This is a genomic window from Phyllobacterium zundukense, assembly GCF_025452195.1.
GTDB lineage: Bacteria > Pseudomonadota > Alphaproteobacteria > Rhizobiales > Rhizobiaceae > Phyllobacterium > Phyllobacterium zundukense_A.
In genome coordinates, this window is the sequence record NZ_CP104971.1 from 529,825 (window position 1) to 547,518 (window position 17,694).

At 57.1% G+C, this 17,694-nt stretch carries 19 protein-coding genes; 10 read left to right on the forward strand and 9 right to left on the reverse strand.

Translation table 11 applies throughout. The features are described 5' to 3' along the window. The first annotated feature begins 15 nt into the window (after positions 1 to 15). A complete protein-coding gene (pdeM, locus tag N8E88_RS07155) occupies positions 16 to 711 on the forward strand; it encodes a ligase-associated DNA damage response endonuclease PdeM (RefSeq protein WP_410010556.1) in 696 nt (231 codons plus the stop codon). A 24-nt stretch (positions 712 to 735) separates the two neighbouring features. On the opposite strand, the gene N8E88_RS07160 is transcribed toward pdeM, so the two are convergent. Beyond that, entirely contained in the window at positions 736 to 1,197 is a 462-nt protein-coding gene (locus N8E88_RS07160; protein ID WP_262291289.1) for an Lrp/AsnC family transcriptional regulator, read from the reverse strand. A gap of 121 nt (positions 1,198 to 1,318) precedes the next feature. Here N8E88_RS07160 and hppD point away from each other — a divergent pair, with 121 nt between their 5' ends. The 3 genes from hppD (at position 1,319) to N8E88_RS07175 (ending at position 3,549) form a co-directional block, all read left to right on the forward strand. Next, entirely contained in the window at positions 1,319 to 2,431 is a 1,113-nt protein-coding gene (hppD, locus tag N8E88_RS07165) for a 4-hydroxyphenylpyruvate dioxygenase (RefSeq protein ID WP_262291290.1), read from the forward strand. Between the two features lie 40 nt (positions 2,432 to 2,471). Further along, positions 2,472 to 2,696, forward strand: coding sequence for a hypothetical protein (locus N8E88_RS07170; RefSeq protein ID WP_114431013.1), 225 nt, complete (start codon positions 2,472 to 2,474; stop codon positions 2,694 to 2,696). A 61-nt stretch (positions 2,697 to 2,757) separates the two neighbouring features. Further along, positions 2,758 to 3,549: a nucleotidyl transferase AbiEii/AbiGii toxin family protein gene (locus tag N8E88_RS07175; protein ID WP_410010557.1), complete on the forward strand. Its 792-nt coding sequence runs from the start codon at positions 2,758 to 2,760 to the stop codon at positions 3,547 to 3,549. Between the two features lie 27 nt (positions 3,550 to 3,576). On the opposite strand, the gene maiA is transcribed toward N8E88_RS07175, so the two are convergent. Genes maiA through hmgA form a run of 3 tightly spaced genes read right to left on the reverse strand, consistent with a single transcriptional unit; the run spans position 3,577 to position 6,562 of the window. After that, complete coding sequence (gene maiA / locus N8E88_RS07180; RefSeq protein WP_262291292.1) at positions 3,577 to 4,215, reverse strand: maleylacetoacetate isomerase; 639 nt, start codon at positions 4,213 to 4,215, stop codon at positions 3,577 to 3,579. Next, on the reverse strand, positions 4,212 to 5,231 hold the full coding sequence (locus N8E88_RS07185; RefSeq protein WP_262291293.1) for a fumarylacetoacetate hydrolase family protein: 1,020 nt from the start codon (positions 5,229 to 5,231) through the stop codon (positions 4,212 to 4,214). The genes maiA and N8E88_RS07185 overlap by 4 nt, the downstream gene beginning before the upstream one ends. After that, positions 5,228 to 6,562, reverse strand: a complete 1,335-nt coding sequence (gene hmgA / locus N8E88_RS07190) for a homogentisate 1,2-dioxygenase (protein WP_262291294.1) — start codon at positions 6,560 to 6,562, stop codon at positions 5,228 to 5,230. Before hmgA ends, N8E88_RS07185 begins: the two co-directional genes overlap by 4 nt. A gap of 82 nt (positions 6,563 to 6,644) precedes the next feature. On the opposite strand from hmgA, the gene N8E88_RS07195 reads away from it, so the two are divergent. From N8E88_RS07195 to N8E88_RS07205, 3 genes are all read left to right on the forward strand, one after another. Then, entirely contained in the window at positions 6,645 to 7,097 is a 453-nt protein-coding gene (locus N8E88_RS07195) for a MarR family winged helix-turn-helix transcriptional regulator (RefSeq protein ID WP_262291295.1), read from the forward strand. Positions 7,098 to 7,163: 66 nt separating this feature from the next. After that, complete coding sequence (locus N8E88_RS07200) at positions 7,164 to 7,424, forward strand: antitoxin (protein WP_262291296.1); 261 nt, start codon at positions 7,164 to 7,166, stop codon at positions 7,422 to 7,424. An 11-nt stretch (positions 7,425 to 7,435) separates the two neighbouring features. Then, positions 7,436 to 7,828: a type II toxin-antitoxin system VapC family toxin gene (locus tag N8E88_RS07205; RefSeq protein WP_262291297.1), complete on the forward strand. Its 393-nt coding sequence runs from the start codon at positions 7,436 to 7,438 to the stop codon at positions 7,826 to 7,828. Here N8E88_RS07205 and N8E88_RS07210 read toward each other — a convergent pair. The 3 genes from N8E88_RS07210 to N8E88_RS07220 form a co-directional block, all read right to left on the reverse strand. Beyond that, on the reverse strand, positions 7,825 to 8,586 hold the full coding sequence (locus tag N8E88_RS07210) for an ABC transporter permease (protein WP_114431006.1): 762 nt from the start codon (positions 8,584 to 8,586) through the stop codon (positions 7,825 to 7,827). The genes N8E88_RS07205 and N8E88_RS07210 overlap by 4 nt on opposite strands. Continuing rightward, on the reverse strand, positions 8,583 to 9,509 hold the full coding sequence (locus N8E88_RS07215) for an ABC transporter ATP-binding protein (RefSeq protein WP_262291298.1): 927 nt from the start codon (positions 9,507 to 9,509) through the stop codon (positions 8,583 to 8,585). The genes N8E88_RS07210 and N8E88_RS07215 overlap by 4 nt, the downstream gene beginning before the upstream one ends. Before the next feature lie 197 nt (positions 9,510 to 9,706). Then, positions 9,707 to 10,927: an MFS transporter gene (locus tag N8E88_RS07220; RefSeq protein ID WP_262291299.1), complete on the reverse strand. Its 1,221-nt coding sequence runs from the start codon at positions 10,925 to 10,927 to the stop codon at positions 9,707 to 9,709. A 129-nt stretch (positions 10,928 to 11,056) separates the two neighbouring features. Between N8E88_RS07220 and N8E88_RS07225 the strand changes: the two genes are divergently transcribed. Continuing rightward, positions 11,057 to 11,884: an AraC family transcriptional regulator gene (locus tag N8E88_RS07225; protein ID WP_262291300.1), complete on the forward strand. Its 828-nt coding sequence runs from the start codon at positions 11,057 to 11,059 to the stop codon at positions 11,882 to 11,884. On the opposite strand, the gene metH is transcribed toward N8E88_RS07225, so the two are convergent. Then, positions 11,869 to 15,645, reverse strand: coding sequence for a methionine synthase (gene metH / locus N8E88_RS07230; RefSeq protein WP_262291301.1), 3,777 nt, complete (start codon positions 15,643 to 15,645; stop codon positions 11,869 to 11,871). The genes N8E88_RS07225 and metH overlap by 16 nt on opposite strands. Positions 15,646 to 15,976: 331 nt before the next feature. Between metH and N8E88_RS07235 the strand changes: the two genes are divergently transcribed. Both N8E88_RS07235 and N8E88_RS07240 read left to right on the forward strand, forming a co-directional pair. Continuing rightward, positions 15,977 to 16,414 carry an Xre family toxin-antitoxin system antitoxin gene (locus tag N8E88_RS07235; protein WP_262291302.1) on the forward strand — a complete coding sequence of 146 codons (438 nt, stop codon included), beginning with the start codon at positions 15,977 to 15,979 and terminating at the stop codon, positions 16,412 to 16,414. A gap of 8 nt (positions 16,415 to 16,422) precedes the next feature. After that, positions 16,423 to 16,884 carry an RES family NAD+ phosphorylase gene (locus N8E88_RS07240; protein WP_262291303.1) on the forward strand — a complete coding sequence of 154 codons (462 nt, stop codon included), beginning with the start codon at positions 16,423 to 16,425 and terminating at the stop codon, positions 16,882 to 16,884. 16 nt (positions 16,885 to 16,900) lie between these two features. On the opposite strand, the gene N8E88_RS07245 is transcribed toward N8E88_RS07240, so the two are convergent. Next, positions 16,901 to 17,692 carry a heme ABC transporter ATP-binding protein gene (locus N8E88_RS07245; RefSeq protein ID WP_262291304.1) on the reverse strand — a complete coding sequence of 264 codons (792 nt, stop codon included), beginning with the start codon at positions 17,690 to 17,692 and terminating at the stop codon, positions 16,901 to 16,903. Positions 17,693 to 17,694 lie beyond the last annotated feature (2 nt).

Below are 17,694 nucleotides of genomic sequence, written 5' to 3' on the forward strand. Positions count from 1 at the left end.
CCGGTGTTTCAGACGATCAAGACAGCCTTACATGGCGCAGCCGAAGTGATGGTTGCCGGGCACAGCGGCGTTTGCGATCCGTCAGGCGCACTTTATCTCGAAAGCGACCGGATTCTCGTCGTGTCGGATCTGCATTTCGAAAAGGGCTCGTCATTTGCCCGGCGCGGCATGATGCTGCCGCCATACGACACGGCAACGACGCTTGCCGCGCTTGCGAAGATCGTCGCGCGCTACAACCCCCTCTGCGTGATAAGCCTCGGCGACAGTTTTCACGATGGTCAAGCGGCAGCGCGGCTGCCCGCGGTATACGCGGCGGAACTCGCCATATTGATGGCGGGGCGCGAGTGGATCTGGATCACCGGCAATCATGACCCGGAACATCCGGCGGATTTGCCGGGCGAGACATTCACGGAGCTGGCGCTCGGCAATCTGGTCTTCCGGCACGAGCCGTCGAGATCTCCTTTCTCGGGTGAGATAGCAGGGCATTTGCACCCGGCAGCCAAGGTGGTTCGGCGCGGGCAATCGGTGCAGCGGCGCTGCTTCGTCAGCGACCGCTCGCGTCTGATCATGCCGGCGTTCGGCGCTTATGCGGGCGGAATGAATATTCTCGGCCGGGCTTTTCACGGATTGTTCGACGCACAAACAATTACCGCCTATATGCTCGGTCATGCCCGGGTCTATCCGATGGTCAGGAAGGCCCTGTTTCTTTAACGGTTCTCGTCCATCTAGCACCGTTTATATTGGCAATCGCCCGTCTTCCTTCAGCGTATCAAGTACGATAGCGGTTTTGACATGCTGGACGGATTGATGCGGCAGCAGAACCTCATTGACGAATGTCGAAAGTCCGCGCAGGTCCGGTGTCACCACCTTGATGAAATAATCCATCTCTCCAGTCAGAGCATGGGCTTCCATGACCTGAGGCAGTTTCGAGATGAGTTCTGAAAAGCGTTGCGCGTTGTCCCGGTTGTGCGTTGCCAGTGTCACAGAGATAATGTTGACGATACCGAGGCCAAGCTTTTCCCGGTCGATCTCCGCCCGGTAGCCGCGAATATATCCCTCTTCCTCCAGCCGTGAGCGGCGGCGTGAACATTGCGACGGCGAGAGGTTGATCCGCTCGGAAAGCTCATTGTTAGTCAGCCGCCCGTCTTCCTGCAGGCAAATGAGAATTTTGCGGTCAGATGGATCAAGTTGCGGCATATGTGCATCCTATATCGTTTCTATGCATGAAACATGCAAAGTATGTGGTTATGAAGCGTTGAAATGCAAGCACATTGCGGGCGGTTTGCGCGATAATATCAACCACCGCATGGAGGATGATATGGGCCCGTTTCCGCACGACGCACCGAAAGCCACGATCAGCAAGGATAACCCCGCCGGAACGGACGGTTTTGAATTCGTTGAATTCTCCCATCCGCAGCCGGAGCAGCTTGAAGAGCTTTTTGCGTGCATGGGTTATGTGCCTGTGGCCCGCCACAAGACCAAAAACATCACGGTCTGGCGCCAGGGCGACATCAACTACATCATCAATGCCGAGCCGGGTTCGCACGCGACGAAGTTCGTCGACAAGCATGGCCCCTGCGCCCCTTCCATGGCCTGGCGGGTGGTGGATGCCAAGCACGCCTACAACCATGCGGTTGCCAACGGCGCGACGCCCTATGAGGGCGACGACAAGACACTCGATGTTCCGGCGATTGTCGGCATTGGCGGATCAATGCTGTATTTCATCGAAACCTACGGCGATAAGGGCTCGGTGTACGATGCGGAGTTCGAGTGGCTGGGAGAGCGCGATCCGAAGCCGGAAGGTGTCGGTTTCTATTATCTCGATCACCTCACCCATAATGTCTATCGCGGCAATATGGATAAATGGTGGGCGTTCTATCGCGAACTCTTCGGCTTCAAGCAAATTCATTTCTTCGATATTGCCGGCAAGTTTACGGGTCTGGTTTCCCGCGCGATTACCTCGCCTTGCGGCAAGATCCGGATCCCGCTGAATGAATCGACAGATGACAAGAGTCAGATCGAGGAGTATTTGCGCAGGTACAAGGGCGAAGGCATCCAGCACATCGCTGTCGGGACGGAGGCGATCTATGACGCGACCGACAAGCTCGCCGATAACGGGCTCAAATTCATGCCCGGACCGCCCGAGACCTATTACGAAAAATCGCAGACCCGTGTAAACGGCCATGACGAGCCGATCGAGCGTATGAAGAAGCACGGCATTCTCATCGATGGCGAAGGCGTCGTCGATGGCGGCATGACGAAGATTTTGCTGCAGATTTTCTCAAAGACCGTAATCGGCCCGATTTTCTTCGAGTTCATCCAGCGCAAGGGTGACGAAGGATTTGGTGAAGGCAATTTCCGCGCTTTGTTCGAATCGATCGAGGAAGACCAAATCCGGCGCGGTGTGATAAAAATCGCAGCAGCGGAGTAGGAGGCTGTAAACTGCATGAATAGTGCATTATATATGGCACATGACCGCGACCTATGGAACCACGATTGTACCGGCAGATTTCCCCGAGCTGACTTTGCTCGCGTGGAACCGTGACGTTGCGCGCCCCATCCCCGCAGAAGAAGCATTTGAGCTCTATGAACGGAACTGGCGATTTGTCGATGCAGAGCATCTGACGCCGTGTGAAGCCAAGCTCATCAAAGAACTGACGAATGCTTTCGGGAATGGTGTACTTCTAATTTCCTGACTTTTCGTTTCGCAAGTGCTCCTGCATAGTGTGGGATATGCAGTCGAGACGGAAAATTGTGATCAAAATCAAACGCAATGAACATCGCGTCATCCTTGAGGCTCTAAGGCTCATGGATCATGAATTTCTTGTCGCCAACGGCTGCTGGTTTGGTGGGGGGACAGCAATCGTCCTTAAGCTAGGCGAATATCGCCAGTCGCTTGATGTTGATTTTCTTTGCTCCAGTGTGGACGGATACCGGGCACTTCGCAGTGCAGCGGTGGAACGTGGCGTCCGGGGTTTTTTTCCGGAACCCGTGGAAACGGTGCGGGGTTTCAAGTCTGATCAATACGGCTTGCGGACAGCGCTTGGCCTGCATGGCCAGATAATTAAGTTTGAAATTATTCGCGAAGCCAGAATTCAGTTGAGAGGACACATGGACGAACAACTGGGGTTGCCCACGCTGGTCGTGCAGGATCTCTTTGCGGAAAAGCTGCTTGCCAATGCTGACCGGTGCCATGACCGTTCTGTTGCCTACCGCGATGCGATTGATCTTGGCATGCTTGTGATCGGGTTTGGCAATATTCCAGACGAGGCGATTGCCAATGGATTGAACGCCTACGGTGAGGACGTTCCGCGCAAGCTCGCATGGGCAGCTTACAAACTTCATGGCGTAGACGAATTGCGACACGCAAGTGACGTTCTGCAAATGGAGAGAAACGATACGGTACGAGCTGTCAAAGCGATAACCGCGGAAGTAAAGCGTATTTGGCCACAAGAGATGCGCAGCCTGATCGGCACAATGAAGGGCGCGGTAAGGATATCGGAAGATTTCGATGACCTCGGCCCCGAGTGGGATCAATACATCGAGTGAACCGTGCCGCGGCGCTTGCTCCCGGGATCAGACCTTCACCTTGTCCGGATGCGCCGCTGCGAAGGCGTCGATAGCCCTGCACCGTTTGACGATTGCACTTATGCGTTTGAAGCCGCTCGTCTTAACACCCCATCGCTTGGCATTGTAAACTTGGGGAACAAGGCAGAAATCTGCCATGCCAGGCGCGTTGCCCTGGCAGAATTTCCCCGTATCCGGATGGTCCAGCATGGCCTCGAATGCGGAAAGGCCCTCGGCGATGAACTTGCGCATCCAGGCGATGCGGATCTTGTCGCCACCTTCGGTCAAATACAGGATGTGGGCCATCACACCCATGTTGCAGACAGGATGTGTGTCCATGGCTATGGCATAGGAAAGCGCCCTCACCCGCTGCCTTCCGGCCGGTTCCTGCGGCAGGAAGCCTGCGTCCAGATAGATCTCGTCAAGATATTCGATGATTGCCAATGACTGGGTCATCATCCGCCCATCCATGGCAAGCGTTGGAACGAGACCTTGCGGGTTACGGCTGAGATTGTCGTCGCCTTTGTGTTCGTCCTTGAGAAGATTGACCGGCACGGTTTCATATTCGAGACCGAGACGGTTGAGCGCTATGCGCACCCGATAGCTGGCGGATGAGCGCCAGTAGTCGTAAAGGATGATACCGTTCATGCTTCACGCCCGTAATTGATGACCTGCTGCTCGATGGCGCCGAAGATCGAATGACCATAGGGGTCCTTCATCTCGATCCGCACAAGATCGCCGAAACGCAGGAACGGCGTCTGGGGAGCGCCTTCCCGGATGGTCTCGATCATGCGGATCTCCGCTATACAGGAATAGCCCGCCCCATCCTCCTCGACTGGTTTGCCGGGCCCGCCGTCGAGCTTGTTGGAGACCGTGCCGGAGCCGACGATCGTACCGGCACCAAGCGGCCGCGTCCTGGCGGCATGGGCGATCAGCGTCGGGAAATCGAAGGTCATGTCGATACCGGCATTGGCGCGGCCGAACGGCCTCCCATTCAGGTTGACATGTAACGGCAGGTGCACCTTACTTCCGTCCCAGGCATCGCCGAGTTCATCGGGGGTCACGGCAACGGGCGAAAACGCCGATGATGGTTTGGACTGGAAGAAGCCGAAACCTTTCGCGAGTTCCGCCGGGATCAGACCACGCAGACTGACATCATTGACCAGCATGACAAGACGGATTGTATCACGTGCCTCGTCGACACTTGCACCCATTAGCACGTCATCGACAACAACGGCGACCTCCCCTTCCATGTCGATCCCATAGGCCTCGTCCGCCATGCGGATCGGTTCGCGTGGCCCGAGGAAACCGTCGGAACCACCCTGGTAGATCAGAGGATCGGTCCAGAAGCTCTGTGGCATCTCGGCGCCACGTGCCCTGCGAACCAGTTCGACATGATTGACATAGGCGGAGCCGTCCGCCCACTGATAGGCGCGTGGCAATGGCGCCATTGCCTCATGTTCGTGGAAGCGGCCGGTGGGGACCGCACCAAGCTCGAGACTTTTGCCAAGCGCTTCCAGATGCGGTGCTATACGCGCCCAATCGTCGAGCGCCGATTGCAGGGTCGGCGCGAGAAACGAAGCGTCGGTAAAGCGGGTCAGATCCTTGGAGACAAGAACGAGCTTGCCGTCGCGGGTACCGTTGTCCAGGGAGGCTAGCTTCATTTGTTTTTGTTCTCCTCTGACCAGTCGCCCTCGGGCGTTCCGTTGAACCGCTTCTTCAGGTCTTTCCAGCAATCCGCGTAATTGTCCTGCAGCGATACGAGTTCTGCGGCAAAACGGGTCAGATGTTGCGGGAAACGCGTCTCGAACATGAACGCCAGAGTGTTCTCAAGGCGTTGCGGCTTGAGTTCCACCGTCGAGGCCTTGTTGAAACCCATCGCGTCGGGACCATGTGCCAGCATCATATTGTGCAGGCTCATGCCGCCCGGCACGAACCCCTCCTCCTTGGCGTCGTACTGACCATATACCAGACCCATGAATTCGGACATGATGTTGCGATGGTACCAGGGCGGGCGGAAACTGTGTTCTGCCACCAGCCAGCGCGGCGGGAAAATCACGAAATCGACGTTGGCCGTGCCCTCTTCGCCGGAGGGAGCGGTCAGCACGGTGAAGATCGACGGGTCCGGGTGATCGAACAGGATAGCGCCGACAGGTGAGAAGGTGCGCAGATCGTATTTGTAAGGCGCATAATTGCCGTGCCACGCAACGACGTCGAGAGGCGAATGATCGAGCGTCGTTTGATAGAACTTGCCGCACCATTTCACATGCAGCCGGCAAGGAATTTCCTTTTCTTCGAAGGCCGCAACAGGTGTTTTGAAATCGCGCGGATTGGCCAGGCAGTTGGCGCCGATCGGGCCGCGATCCGGCAACGAGAATTTCGCGCCGTAATTCTCGCAGATATAGCCTCGCGCCTCACCATCAAGGGCCGCAATCTTGAACATCATGCCGCGCGGGATGACGCAGATCTCCGAAGGTTCGATCTCGATGATGCCCATTTCGGTGAAGATACGGAGCCTTCCCTTTTCCGGTACCAAAAGCATTTCGCCATCGGCATCGAAGAAATAGTCGTCTTCCATATCGCGGTTGAATGCATAGACATGCGCCGCCATGCCTGCCTGGCCATGGACATCGCCGGCCGTGGTCATGGTGCGGATGCCATCGATGAAACTCGTTGGTTGCTGCGGCATCGGTGTCGGATTCCAGCGCAGCTGGCCGATTGGCAATTCATGATCATCAAGGTTAGGCGCGGTCTTCCAATGTTCGCGCTTCGATGGTGTGAACCGGCCGCTGTGCTTGACCGAAGGCCGGATACGATAGAGCCAGGAACGTTCATTGATGCCGCGCGGCGCGGTAAAGGGAGAGCCGGACAGTTGCTCGGCATAGAGCCCATAGGCGCAACGCTGCGGTGAGTTCTGCCCCTGCGGCAGAGCGCCAGGCAGGGACTCTGTCTCGAAATCATTGCCGAAGCCGGGCATGTAGTTGACAGCCGCCATGACGATACCTCCTCTGAATTTAGTTGCAATTGTGACGATCTATTTTGTAACTATCAACTTGAAACAGGATTCTTTTACGCCGATGACAGCCGAGACAACACAGCCGCTGATATTGGAAAATTTCCTTCCCTACCGGCTGAACAAGGCGGCGGAGGCCGTCAGCCAGCGCTTTGCCAGCATCTATCGCGAGCGATACGGGTTGACGCGGCCTGAATGGCGCACCTTGGCGACGCTTGGCCAGTTCGGTATTTTGACGGCCACTGCAATCGGTGCGCATTCCTCCATGCACAAGACGAAGGTCTCGAGGGCGGTGTTCGCGCTGGAAAAGCGCCGATGGCTAAGTCGCAAGCGTGATGACATCGACCGGCGCATCGAGAACCTGGAACTCACGCCCGCAGGGCACAAGGCCTATAATGAACTTGCCAAGGTCGCGCATCAGTTTGAGACCGACCTGCTTTCGGCTCTCGGGAAACTGGGCGAGAATGAGTTGAAAGCCGGACTGGCTGCGCTGGAGAAGTACTATAATCAGGCGTGACCTTGTGGGTTGACTATTTCTGACAGAATATATATCTTGGTATATATCAAGGGAGGGATCCTGTTCATGACCCAGACGGCAAAGATTTTTACGAATGGGCGCAGTCAAGCAGTGCGCCTTCCTGCAGCCTATCGGTTCGACAGCAGCGAGGTATTTATTCGCCGTGATGAAGTTACGGGTGATGTCATCCTGTCGAGCAAACCTGATAACTGGGATGGATTTCTCGCAGCACTTAGAGAAGGAGATGTACCTGCCGATTTCCTTAGCAGGGAAGAGCGCAATCTTTCCGGCAGCGATACAGATCCATTTGAGGGTTGGGAGGAGTGAGCTCACTTTTCATGCTCGATACCAACGCTGTCAGCCTAGCAATCAAGGGAAATGCCGCCACTGTCAAACGCATGGTCGATATCCCAATGGCATCAATATGCATCTCTGTTGTCACCGAGGCAGAGCTGCTTTTCGGGCTTGCGAAGCGACCTGCAGCTACAAAGCTCTCCAGTCGAATTCACGAGTTTCTAAAGCGTGTGAATAGCCTGCCGCTCGACAGCACCGTAGCTGCCCGCTATGGACCATTGCGCGCACAGCTGGAGCAGCGCGGAAGGGCGATCATAGGGCTAGACTTGTTGATTGCTGCTCACGCAATCGCTGCAAATGCGATTTTGGTGTCAAATGATGCAGCGTTCCGCCATGTCGAAGGTCTCCAAGTGGAGGACTGGTCGAAAGATCCCTAACTCTTCAATCTGTATCCCGTCGTGAAGATCCAGCGCAGGATCAGAATGCAGGCGATGAGGAACAGCGCTGTCATGGCAAGGCTGGTGCCGATGTGCACGTCCGACAGGCCAAAGAAGCTCCAGCGGAAACCGCTGATCAGGTACACAACCGGGTTGAACAGCGTCACTTTCTGCCAGAAAGGCGGCAGCATGTCGATGGAGTAAAAACTGCCTCCGAGGAAGGTTAGCGGCGTGATGATCATCAGCGGGACGAGCTGCAGCTTTTCGAAGCCGTCGGCCCAGATGCCGATGATGAAGCCGAACATGCTGAATGTAACTGCAGTCAGCACCAGGAATAGCAGCATGACGAAGGGATGTTCAATCCGCAACGGTACGAACAAGGCGGCCGTGGCCAGAATGATGACCCCGAGAATGATGGATTTGGTCGCTGCGGCGCCGACATAGGCGATGACGATCTCCAGATAGGACACGGGTGCCGACAAGAGCTCGTAGATCGTTCCGACGAACTTCGGAAAATAGATGCCGAAGGAAGCGTTCGAGATGCTCTGCGTCAACAGCGACAGCATGATCAGACCGGGCACGATGAACGCGCCATAGCTGACCCCGCTGATTTCAGGAATACGTCCGCCGATGGCCGAACCAAAGACGACGAAATACAGGCTCGTCGAAACGACAGGCGAGATGACGCTCTGCATGATCGTGCGCCATGTGCGGTGCATCTCGAACAGGTAGATCGCCTTGATGGCATAGAGGTTCATTTGCGTTCCCTCACGAGATTCACGAAGATTTCTTCCAATGAACTTTCGCGCGTCTGGATATCCTTGAAACGGACGCCGGCCTTGTCGAGGTCTTTCAGCAAAGCCGTAATCCCGGTGCGGTCCTTCTGCGTGTCATAGTGATAAATGAGTTCGCAGCCGTCGGACGAAAGCTCAAGCTCGTATTGGGCCAACGCCTCCGGTACCTTGTCACGTTTTTCCTGAAGAAACAGCCGCAATTGCTTCCTGCCGAGCGAGCGCATCAGTTCAGCCTTCTCCTCGACCAAAATGATTTCGCCATGGCTGATGACGCCGATGCGATCGGCCATCTGCTGGGCTTCCTCGATATAATGCGTCGTCAGGATGATGGTGACGCCGGATTCGCGCAGTGCCCGGACGACATTCCACATGTCGCGCCGGAGCTCTACGTCGACCCCGGCCGTAGGCTCATCGAGAAACAGGATCTCCGGTTCGTGCGACAAAGCTTTCGCGATCATCACCCGGCGTTTCATGCCGCCGGAAAGCGTCATGAGCTTTGAATCCTTCTTGTCCCACAGCGACAGTTCTTTCAGGATCTTTTCGATATGCGCCGGCTTGGCCGGCTTGCCGAAGAGACCGCGACTGAAACTGACTGTATTCCAGACCGTCTCGAAGGCATCTGTCGTCAGTTCCTGGGGCACAAGGCCGATCTTGCTACGGGCAGCGCGATATTCCTTGATGATATCGTGGCCGTCGGCGAGGATCGTTCCCGATGTCGGATTGACGATGCCGCAAATTGTCGAGATCAGTGTGGTCTTGCCCGCGCCGTTTGGACCGAGCAGCGCGAATATCTCGCCATGTCGAATGTCGAGATTGATGTTCTTCAGCGCTTCGAAACCGGTTGAGTAGGTTTTGTAAAGGCTGGAGACAGAGATAGCTGAGGACATGAATTTACCTGGAAAGGAATTTCGGTCTGGACGTATCTGGCGGAACAAATCTGAGGCGCAGGCGCGCCCGTGAGAATGGTGTTCCTTATATGGGGTTGGATATCGTTTTACAAACCGGCATTCCTGACAATTTACGTCAGCAGCGTTGCCGAAGGAGAACTGGCAAAAAAGCCCGGCCATTGCCGGGCTTTTGTTGTTCAGGCCGTGGCCGGTTCGCCCCGTACTTCCCGCATACTTGGCAGGAAGACCGTCAGCAATCCAAGGAATGGCAGGTAGGAACAGATCATATAGACATAGTCGATGCCCTTGGCATCGGCGACGAAGCCGAGCACCGCAGCGGCAATACCGGCCATGCCAAAGGCGAAGCCGAAGAAGATACCGGCTATCATGCCGACCCGGCCGGGTACCAGCTCCTGGGCAAAAACCACAATCGCAGGAAAGGCGGACGAGAGGATGAAGCCGATGAAGACCGTGAGCACACCTGTCCAGAGCAGATTGGCGTAGGGCATCATTAACGTGAATGGCAGGACGCCAAGGATCGAGAACCAGATGACGGCCTTGGTGCCGATCTTGTCGCCGATCGGGCCGCCGAGAATAGTCCCGACAGCAGCGGCACCGAGGAACAGGAACAGCATCATCTGCGATTGCTGCACGGAAATACCGAACTTGTGGATGACGTAGAACGTGTAATAGCTGGAAATACTGGCAAGGTAGATGTTCTTCGTGAAGACAAGCAGCGTCAGGATCAGCAGCGATGTAATGACCTTTTTGCGCGGCAGCTTCAGGACCCTGCTGGCGGCCGGTTTGTTCGCATTGGCGATGCGATAGCGCTGGTACCAGCTGCCGACCTGATAAAGGATGATCATGCCGATCAGAGCGGCAGCGGAGAACCAGGCAATGCTTTGCTGGCCGCGCGGCAGCACGATGAAGGCCGCGAGCAAAGGCCCGAGCGCCGTGCCGAAATTGCCGCCGACCTGAAAGAACGACTGCGCCAGACCATGGCGCCCGCCCGAGGCGAGACGGGCCACACGCGAGGCTTCCGGGTGGAAGATCGACGAACCGATACCGATGAAAGCGGCGCCGGCGAGCAACATGACATAATGCGTGGCGATGGAAAGCAAGCCGAGCCCGACCAGCGAAAAAGCCATGCCGACGGGCAGCGAATAGGGCATCGGGCGCTTGTCGGTATAAGTGCCGACGACCGGCTGCAGCAACGAGGCCGTGACCTGGAATGTCAGCGTCAAGAAACCGATCTGCTTGAAATTGAGGCCATAGTTCTCCTTGAGCATCGGATAGATAGCTGCAAGCAGCGACTGCATCATGTCATTGAGAAAATGGCAGAAGCTGACTGCGAAAATGATGGCGAAGACAGTTGTTTCAGCAGAAGTCCGCTGAGCAGGCAAGGCAGTATCGGTCATGGTATGCGTCCATCGTAGAAAGAGGGTGTCCCGCCCCAAGCGGTCACCCCTCTTTCGCATCTGATATACCTGTTGCACGCATCCTGCTTTCGTGGTTTGGTCCAGTTCTTTCGAGTGTGGGCCAAAACAATGCGCTATCAGACATTTGCTGCCCGGAACGCTGCGGGCCTGCGGCTTGAGGAGCTGCATAAGGTGCGGCTCAACTGGCTTGAGCAAGCCGAAGGCGACGTTTTTGCGTTGGCGACGGTTTATCCGTCGGGATTCCACATTCCCGACCATCATCACAGCCAATCGCAACTCCTGCACGCCATCAGCGGCGTTGCCATGGTCACGACCAAGTTTGGCCGCTGGATGGTTCCGCCACATCATGCCCTATGGCTGCCTGCAGGGACGGAACATGCGGTGGATATGCTGGGCGATGTCTCGATGCATTCAATCTATGTGCGGCCGGACGCGGTGGCGGGCTTGAAACGGCATTTGCACGTGGTGGGGCTGACGCCCCTGATGGACAATCTGATCCGCGAGGCGGTGGCGGCGCCTGCCGACGTGCACGCCGATCCACGGACGACATTTGTCATGGGATTGCTGCTGCATGAAATCCCCAACCTTCCGGAACGGCCACTCGGCCTGCCATTCCCGGAGGACCGGCGGCTGGCGGCACTGTGCCGCGGGTTCCTCGAGAACCCCTCGCCTCACACAGATATCGACGATTGGGCGGATCGGCTCGGAATGAGCCGGCGTACTTTCACGCGGACATTTCGGCGCGAAACCGGACTCAGCCTTTCAACGTGGCGCCAGCAGGCGTGCCTGTTGTCAGCGCTGCCCCGCCTGACAAAGGGTGAGCCGGTGACCAGTGTCGCACTCGACCTCGGCTATAACAGCGTGCCGGCTTTCACTACCATGTTCAAACGCATGCTCGGCGCCCCGCCCCGGCATTACCTTCATTCGGCCGCCTGAACCCTTGGCCCCGGGACATAGTTGAGGATCGGCCCAAGCCAGCGCTCGACCTCACCGACCGGCATCTGCTTGCGGTTCGCATAGTCCTCCACCTGGTCACGCTCGACCTTGGCGACGCCGAAATAATAGCTTTCCGGATGGCCGATATAGATGCCGGATACCGACGAGCCCGGCCACATGGCATAGCTTTCGGTCAGGCGGACATCGATCCGGGTTTCCGCGTCAAGGATGCGGAACAGCGTCTCTTTTTCGGTATGATCGGGCTGCGCCGGATAGCCTGGCGCCGGTCGGATACCGCGATAGGGTTCACCGATGAGTTCCTCCGGCGCAAGATCTTCGTCGGGCGCATAACCCCAGAATTCCTTGCGCACGCGCTCATGCATCAATTCGGCAAAGGCTTCGGCAAAGCGGTCCGCCAGTGCCTTGACGAGGATGGAGGAATAATCGTCGTTGGCACGTTCGAAGCGCTCGGCGATGGCGATTTCCTCGATGCCAGCGGTGACGACGAAAGCGCCCATGTAATCCTGAACGCCGCTGTCGACGGGCGCTACGAAATCGCCGAGTGCCACATTCGGTCGTCCATCGCGTTTCGACAGTTGCTGGCGCAGGGTGTAGAAGGTCGCGAGCTCGTCCTTGCGCTCCTCATCGGCGAAGACGCGAATGTCGTCGCCCGTCGCTCCCGCTGGCCAAAGACCGATGACGGCTTTCGGATTGAACCACTTCTCCACGATGATTTTCTTCAGCATAGCCTGCGCATCATCGAACAATTGACGCGCGGCTTCGCCCTGTTTCTCGTCCTCAAGGATGGCAGGATAGCGGCCCTTCAATTCCCACGTCTGAAAGAAGGGGGTCCAGTCGATATAGCGGGCGATCCCCGCGAGATCGTAGTTCTCGAAGACGCGCGTCCCGATGAAACCTGGCTTGGTCGGTTTGTACGAGGTCCAGTCGATCTTGTGCGCATTGGCGCGCGCCTTGGCCAATGGCAGGCGCTGCTTGTCGGCCTCGTTGCGCGCATGCGCATCCGCGACCTTGATATACTCGGCCTCGATGGCTTCGACGTAACCCGGCTTGGTTTCCTTCGACAGAAGATTGGATACAACACCAACCGCACGGCTCGCATCGGTGACATAGATCGTCTGCCCCTTGTTGTAGCGCGGGTTGATCTTGACAGCTGTATGCACGCGGCTGGTCGTTGCGCCGCCGATCAGCAGCGGAATGTCGAAACCCTCGCGCTCCATCTCCGAGGCCACATGCACCATCTCGTCGAGCGACGGCGTTATCAGTCCGGAGAGCCCGATAATATCGACATTCTGTTCGCGGGCCGTCTGCAGGATCTTGGTTGCAGGCACCATGACGCCGAGATCGATGATCTCGTAATTGTTGCAAGCCAGGACCACGCCGACGATGTTCTTGCCGATATCGTGGACGTCGCCCTTGACCGTCGCCATCAGCACCTTGCCGGCGCTCTCACGTTCGCCTGTGCCGCCATTGGCAAGCTTCTCCGCCTCCATGTAGGGCAACAGCAGGGCCACAGCCTGTTTCATGACGCGGGCGGACTTCACCACCTGCGGCAGGAACATCTTGCCGGCGCCGAACAGATCACCGACGACGTTCATGCCTGCCATCAACGGGCCTTCGATGACGTGCAACGGGCGCTCGGCCTCCTTGCGCGCCTCTTCGGTGTCGACGTCGATGAATTCGGTGATGCCGTTGACCAATGCATGCTCGATGCGTTTGGCGACACTCCACTCGCGCCAGGCAAGATCGCGTTCGCGCGCTTCCTTGCCGGCGGAACCCTTGTAGCGCTCGGCAAGATCAAGCAACCGCTCCGTCGCATCATCACGGCGGTTGAGCACGACGTCTTCGCAGGCCTCACGCAGTTCAGGATCGATCGATTCATAGACAGCGAGCTGGCCCGCATTGACGATGCCCATGTCCATGCCGACCTGGATGGCATGATAGAGGAACACTGCATGCATCGCCTCGCGCACCGGTTCATTGCCGCGGAACGAGAAGGAGAGATTTGAGATGCCGCCGGAAATATGCACGTGCGGCAGGGTGTCGACGATCTGTTTCGTCGCTTCGATGAAGGCGACGCCATAACCATTGTGTTCCTCGATACCGGTAGCGACAGCAAAGACGTTTGGATCGAAGATGATATCTTCCGGAGGAAAACCCGCTTCCTTGGTCAGGAGTTCATAGGCACGTGTACAGATCGCGACTTTCCGCTCCAGAGTGTCGGCTTGGCCGTCCGTATCGAATGCCATAACAACGACTGCAGCACCATAGGCGCGAACTTTCTTGGCGTGATCGAGAAAGGCCTGTTCGCCTTCCTTCATTGAGATCGAGTTGACCAGTGGCTTGCCTTGCACGCACTTGAGGCCTGCCTCAATGACGTCCCACTTCGAGCTGTCGATCATCACCGGCACCCGGGCGATATCCGGCTCTGCCGCGATCAGGTTCAGGAATTCGACCATGGCCTTTTCGCTGTCGATCAGGCCCTCGTCCATGTTGATGTCGATGATCTGTGCGCCATTCGCTACCTGATCGCGCGCTACATCCAATGCCGTGGCGAAATCGCCCGAAGTGATGAGTTTGCGGAACTTCGCAGAGCCGGTGATGTTGGTGCGCTCGCCGACGTTGACGAAGGGAATATCCTTGGTCAGCGTGAAAGGTTCGAGGCCCGACAAGCGCATATGCGTTTCCGTCTCGGGGATCTCGCGCGGCTTGTATTTGCCGACTGCCTCGGCAATTGCCTTGATGTGCTCGGGTGTCGAACCGCAGCAGCCGCCGACGATATTGAGCAGGCCTTCGCTGGCGAAACCCTCAAGCTGCGCTGCCATCGCTTCCGGGCTCTCGTCGTATTGGCCGAATTCGTTGGGCAGGCCCGCATTGGGATAGGCGCAGACGAACGTATCCGCGACGCTGGAAATCTCGGCGAGATGCGCGCGCATGGCATTGGCGCCAAGGGCACAATTCAAACCGATGGTGAATGGCTTGGCGTGACGGACCGAATGCCAGAAAGCGGTCGGTGTCTGGCCGGAAAGCGTGCGACCGGAGAGATCGGTGATCGTGCCGGAGATCATCACCGGAAGCGTAATGCCCTTCTCTTCGAACACTTCGTTCGTGGCGAAGATTGCTGCCTTGGCGTTGAGCGTATCAAAGATGGTCTCTATGAGGATGATATCCGCGCCGCCATCGATGAGGCCGCGCACTTGGGTCCCATAGGCGGTGCGCAGGTCGTCGAAAGTGACAGCGCGATAGCCGGGATTGTTGACGTCAGGCGAAATCGATGCCGTGCGGTTTGTCGGGCCGAGCGCTCCGGCGACGAACCTGCGGCGGCCATCCTTCTGCTCGGCTTTCAACGCAGCACGGCGGGCAAGCCGCGCACCATCGCGGTTAAGCTCGTACACGACCTCTTCCATGCTGTAGTCAGCCTGGGCGATCGTAGTGGAGGAAAATGTGTTGGTCTCAAGGATATCGGCGCCCGCCATGGCATAGGCGTAGTGAATATCTTCGATGGCTTGCGGCTGCGTCAGGATCAGGAGATCATTGTTGCCTTGCAGGTGGCAGGAACAATCCGCAAAGCGATCACCACGAAAGTCATCTTCGTTAAGGCTAAGGCCTTGAATCTGCGTGCCCATGGCGCCGTCGAGGATCAGTATCCGTTCTTTCGCCGCCTTAGTCAAAGCTGCAAAAACTTCGGAGCCGTCGCGAGGAGAACCCATGGGACCGAACAGACTATCAACCGCAATATTCATAACTTGGCACGCCTCATGATCCACGATCCGGATGAGGTGTATTGATATTCACGCTATGACGTCCTGCAAACGGCGGTTTTCTGCGCTCCGGTGCTCACGTACCAAAATGTACGCTGCGCTCCGGTGCTCGAAAACCACCATTTTCGGAGCGTCATAGCAAAAATCTCAAATACACCCGAGGTGTGAGGGTCACATAAAGATATCTTTATGTCAACAAGTCAATTCTGTTGGCGGCATGATATGTCGCAGTTGTGGTGGTTCGTCGGCCTTGTAAAACGGCAATATGCCGTCTATATTCGAGCAAGTTGCCGCAAAGGCCTGGAGCACGTAGATGTCAAAAGTCATTGTCGAGGAAGTTGCCCGAAAGCTCGGTGGGACGCCGGTGCTCGGATCTGAAGTTCGCTCGCAGGCGGATCTCGCCATGGTTGTCCGTGGTCGCTTGCCTTTGAGTGCTCTCAAGGGCTTGACCCTTGCTGGACTGACCAATCAGGAGATCGAGCAATTCGTTATTCCTCAGCGCACAAGGCGGCACCGCGCCGACAAGAAGCAACCGTTGACTGTTGACGAGTCCGACAGGACAGTCCGTTTGATGCGTATCCAGACACTGGCTGAAGAAACGTTTGGCGACAAGGAAAAAGCCAATCGCTGGCTGCGTCGAACGCTGGCCGAACTCGGGGGCGAAACGCCGCTTGTGATTGCGCAGACGGAAGCTGGCGTCCGCGTCATCGAAACCATTCTTGGCAAGATCGCCTGGGGTGCAGCCGCCTAGAGGCTCTGATGCGGCTTTGGCGATTATCCGGCAAGCAGCATGCGGAGACTTTTGACGGCGGCTATGGACTGCTGTTCGATGGCCGCTGGAACAGCGTTGGGCATGCGGTGACCTATTGCGCGACGTCACCCGCCCTTTGTGTCCTTGAAAAGCTGGTACACGTCGAAGATCCGACACTTTTGCCGAAACTCGTCATGGTGACCTATGAGGTGCCGGACAATGTTCCGGTCGAGAACATCGCAGTTCAATCTTTGCCGTCAGACTGGCGACGGCAGGAGGGCTTGACGCAAGGCATGGGCGATGATTGGCACAAGGCCAAAACAGCGCCGCTGTTGATGGTGCCGTCAGCGATCGTTCCTATTGCCGGTTCGCCCGATATCAACGTGCTGATCAATCATTCACACCGGCTGGCGGCGGAGGTCAAGGTGCTCACATTGGAGCCGTTCACGCTCGACCCGCGACTTTTATAGACGGACAGCTGGAGTTTCACAGCGCCGCCGACTGCGGCAGGACAAAGGGCACATGCTTGTCGGGCAAGGCGCCGACTTTCAACGCACATTCATAGACACGCAGGATACGGTCGTCGGTAAGGACCTCCGCGGGTGTACCCACGCTATCAATAGTGCCCTCGTGCATGACCACGACGCGGTCCGCATACATAGAGGTCAGATTGAGATCGTGCAGAATCGCGATTACCCCGCCGCCACGCGTGGCAAATGCGCGGGCGATCTGCATGATGATGAGCTGATGCTTGATATCAAGACTGGAGACGGGCTCATCGAGGAAGAGAAAGCGCGGCTGACCATCGAGAACGGGCTGCCAGACCTGGCAGAGAACCCGCGCGAGTTGTACGCGCTGCTGTTCGCCTCCGGAAAGCTCCTGGTAGAAACGGCCGCCAAAGCCGGCGAGATCGACGAGTGCCAGTGCCTCGTCCGGGAGGTTTTCGGCGACATGATGTGTCGCGCCGGAACGACCGCTGGTAAGACCGAGCTTGACGATTTCGCGAACGGTGAACGGAAAGGACAGCGAGGTCGATTGTGGCAGGATCGCCCGCATGGCGGCCAACTGCCACGGTTTCAGATGGCCGAGCGAGTGCCCGTTGATCGTTATGCGACCGGTGAAAGGCAGATCGCCGGAAAGCGCCCGCATCAGCGTCGTCTTGCCAGAACCGTTCGGACCGACAATGACAGTCAGTTCCCCCGCCTGAGCATCGAAACTCGCATCTTTGACGATGGCCTTGCGTCCAAGCATGACGTTGACGTTGGAAAGGCTGATCATGA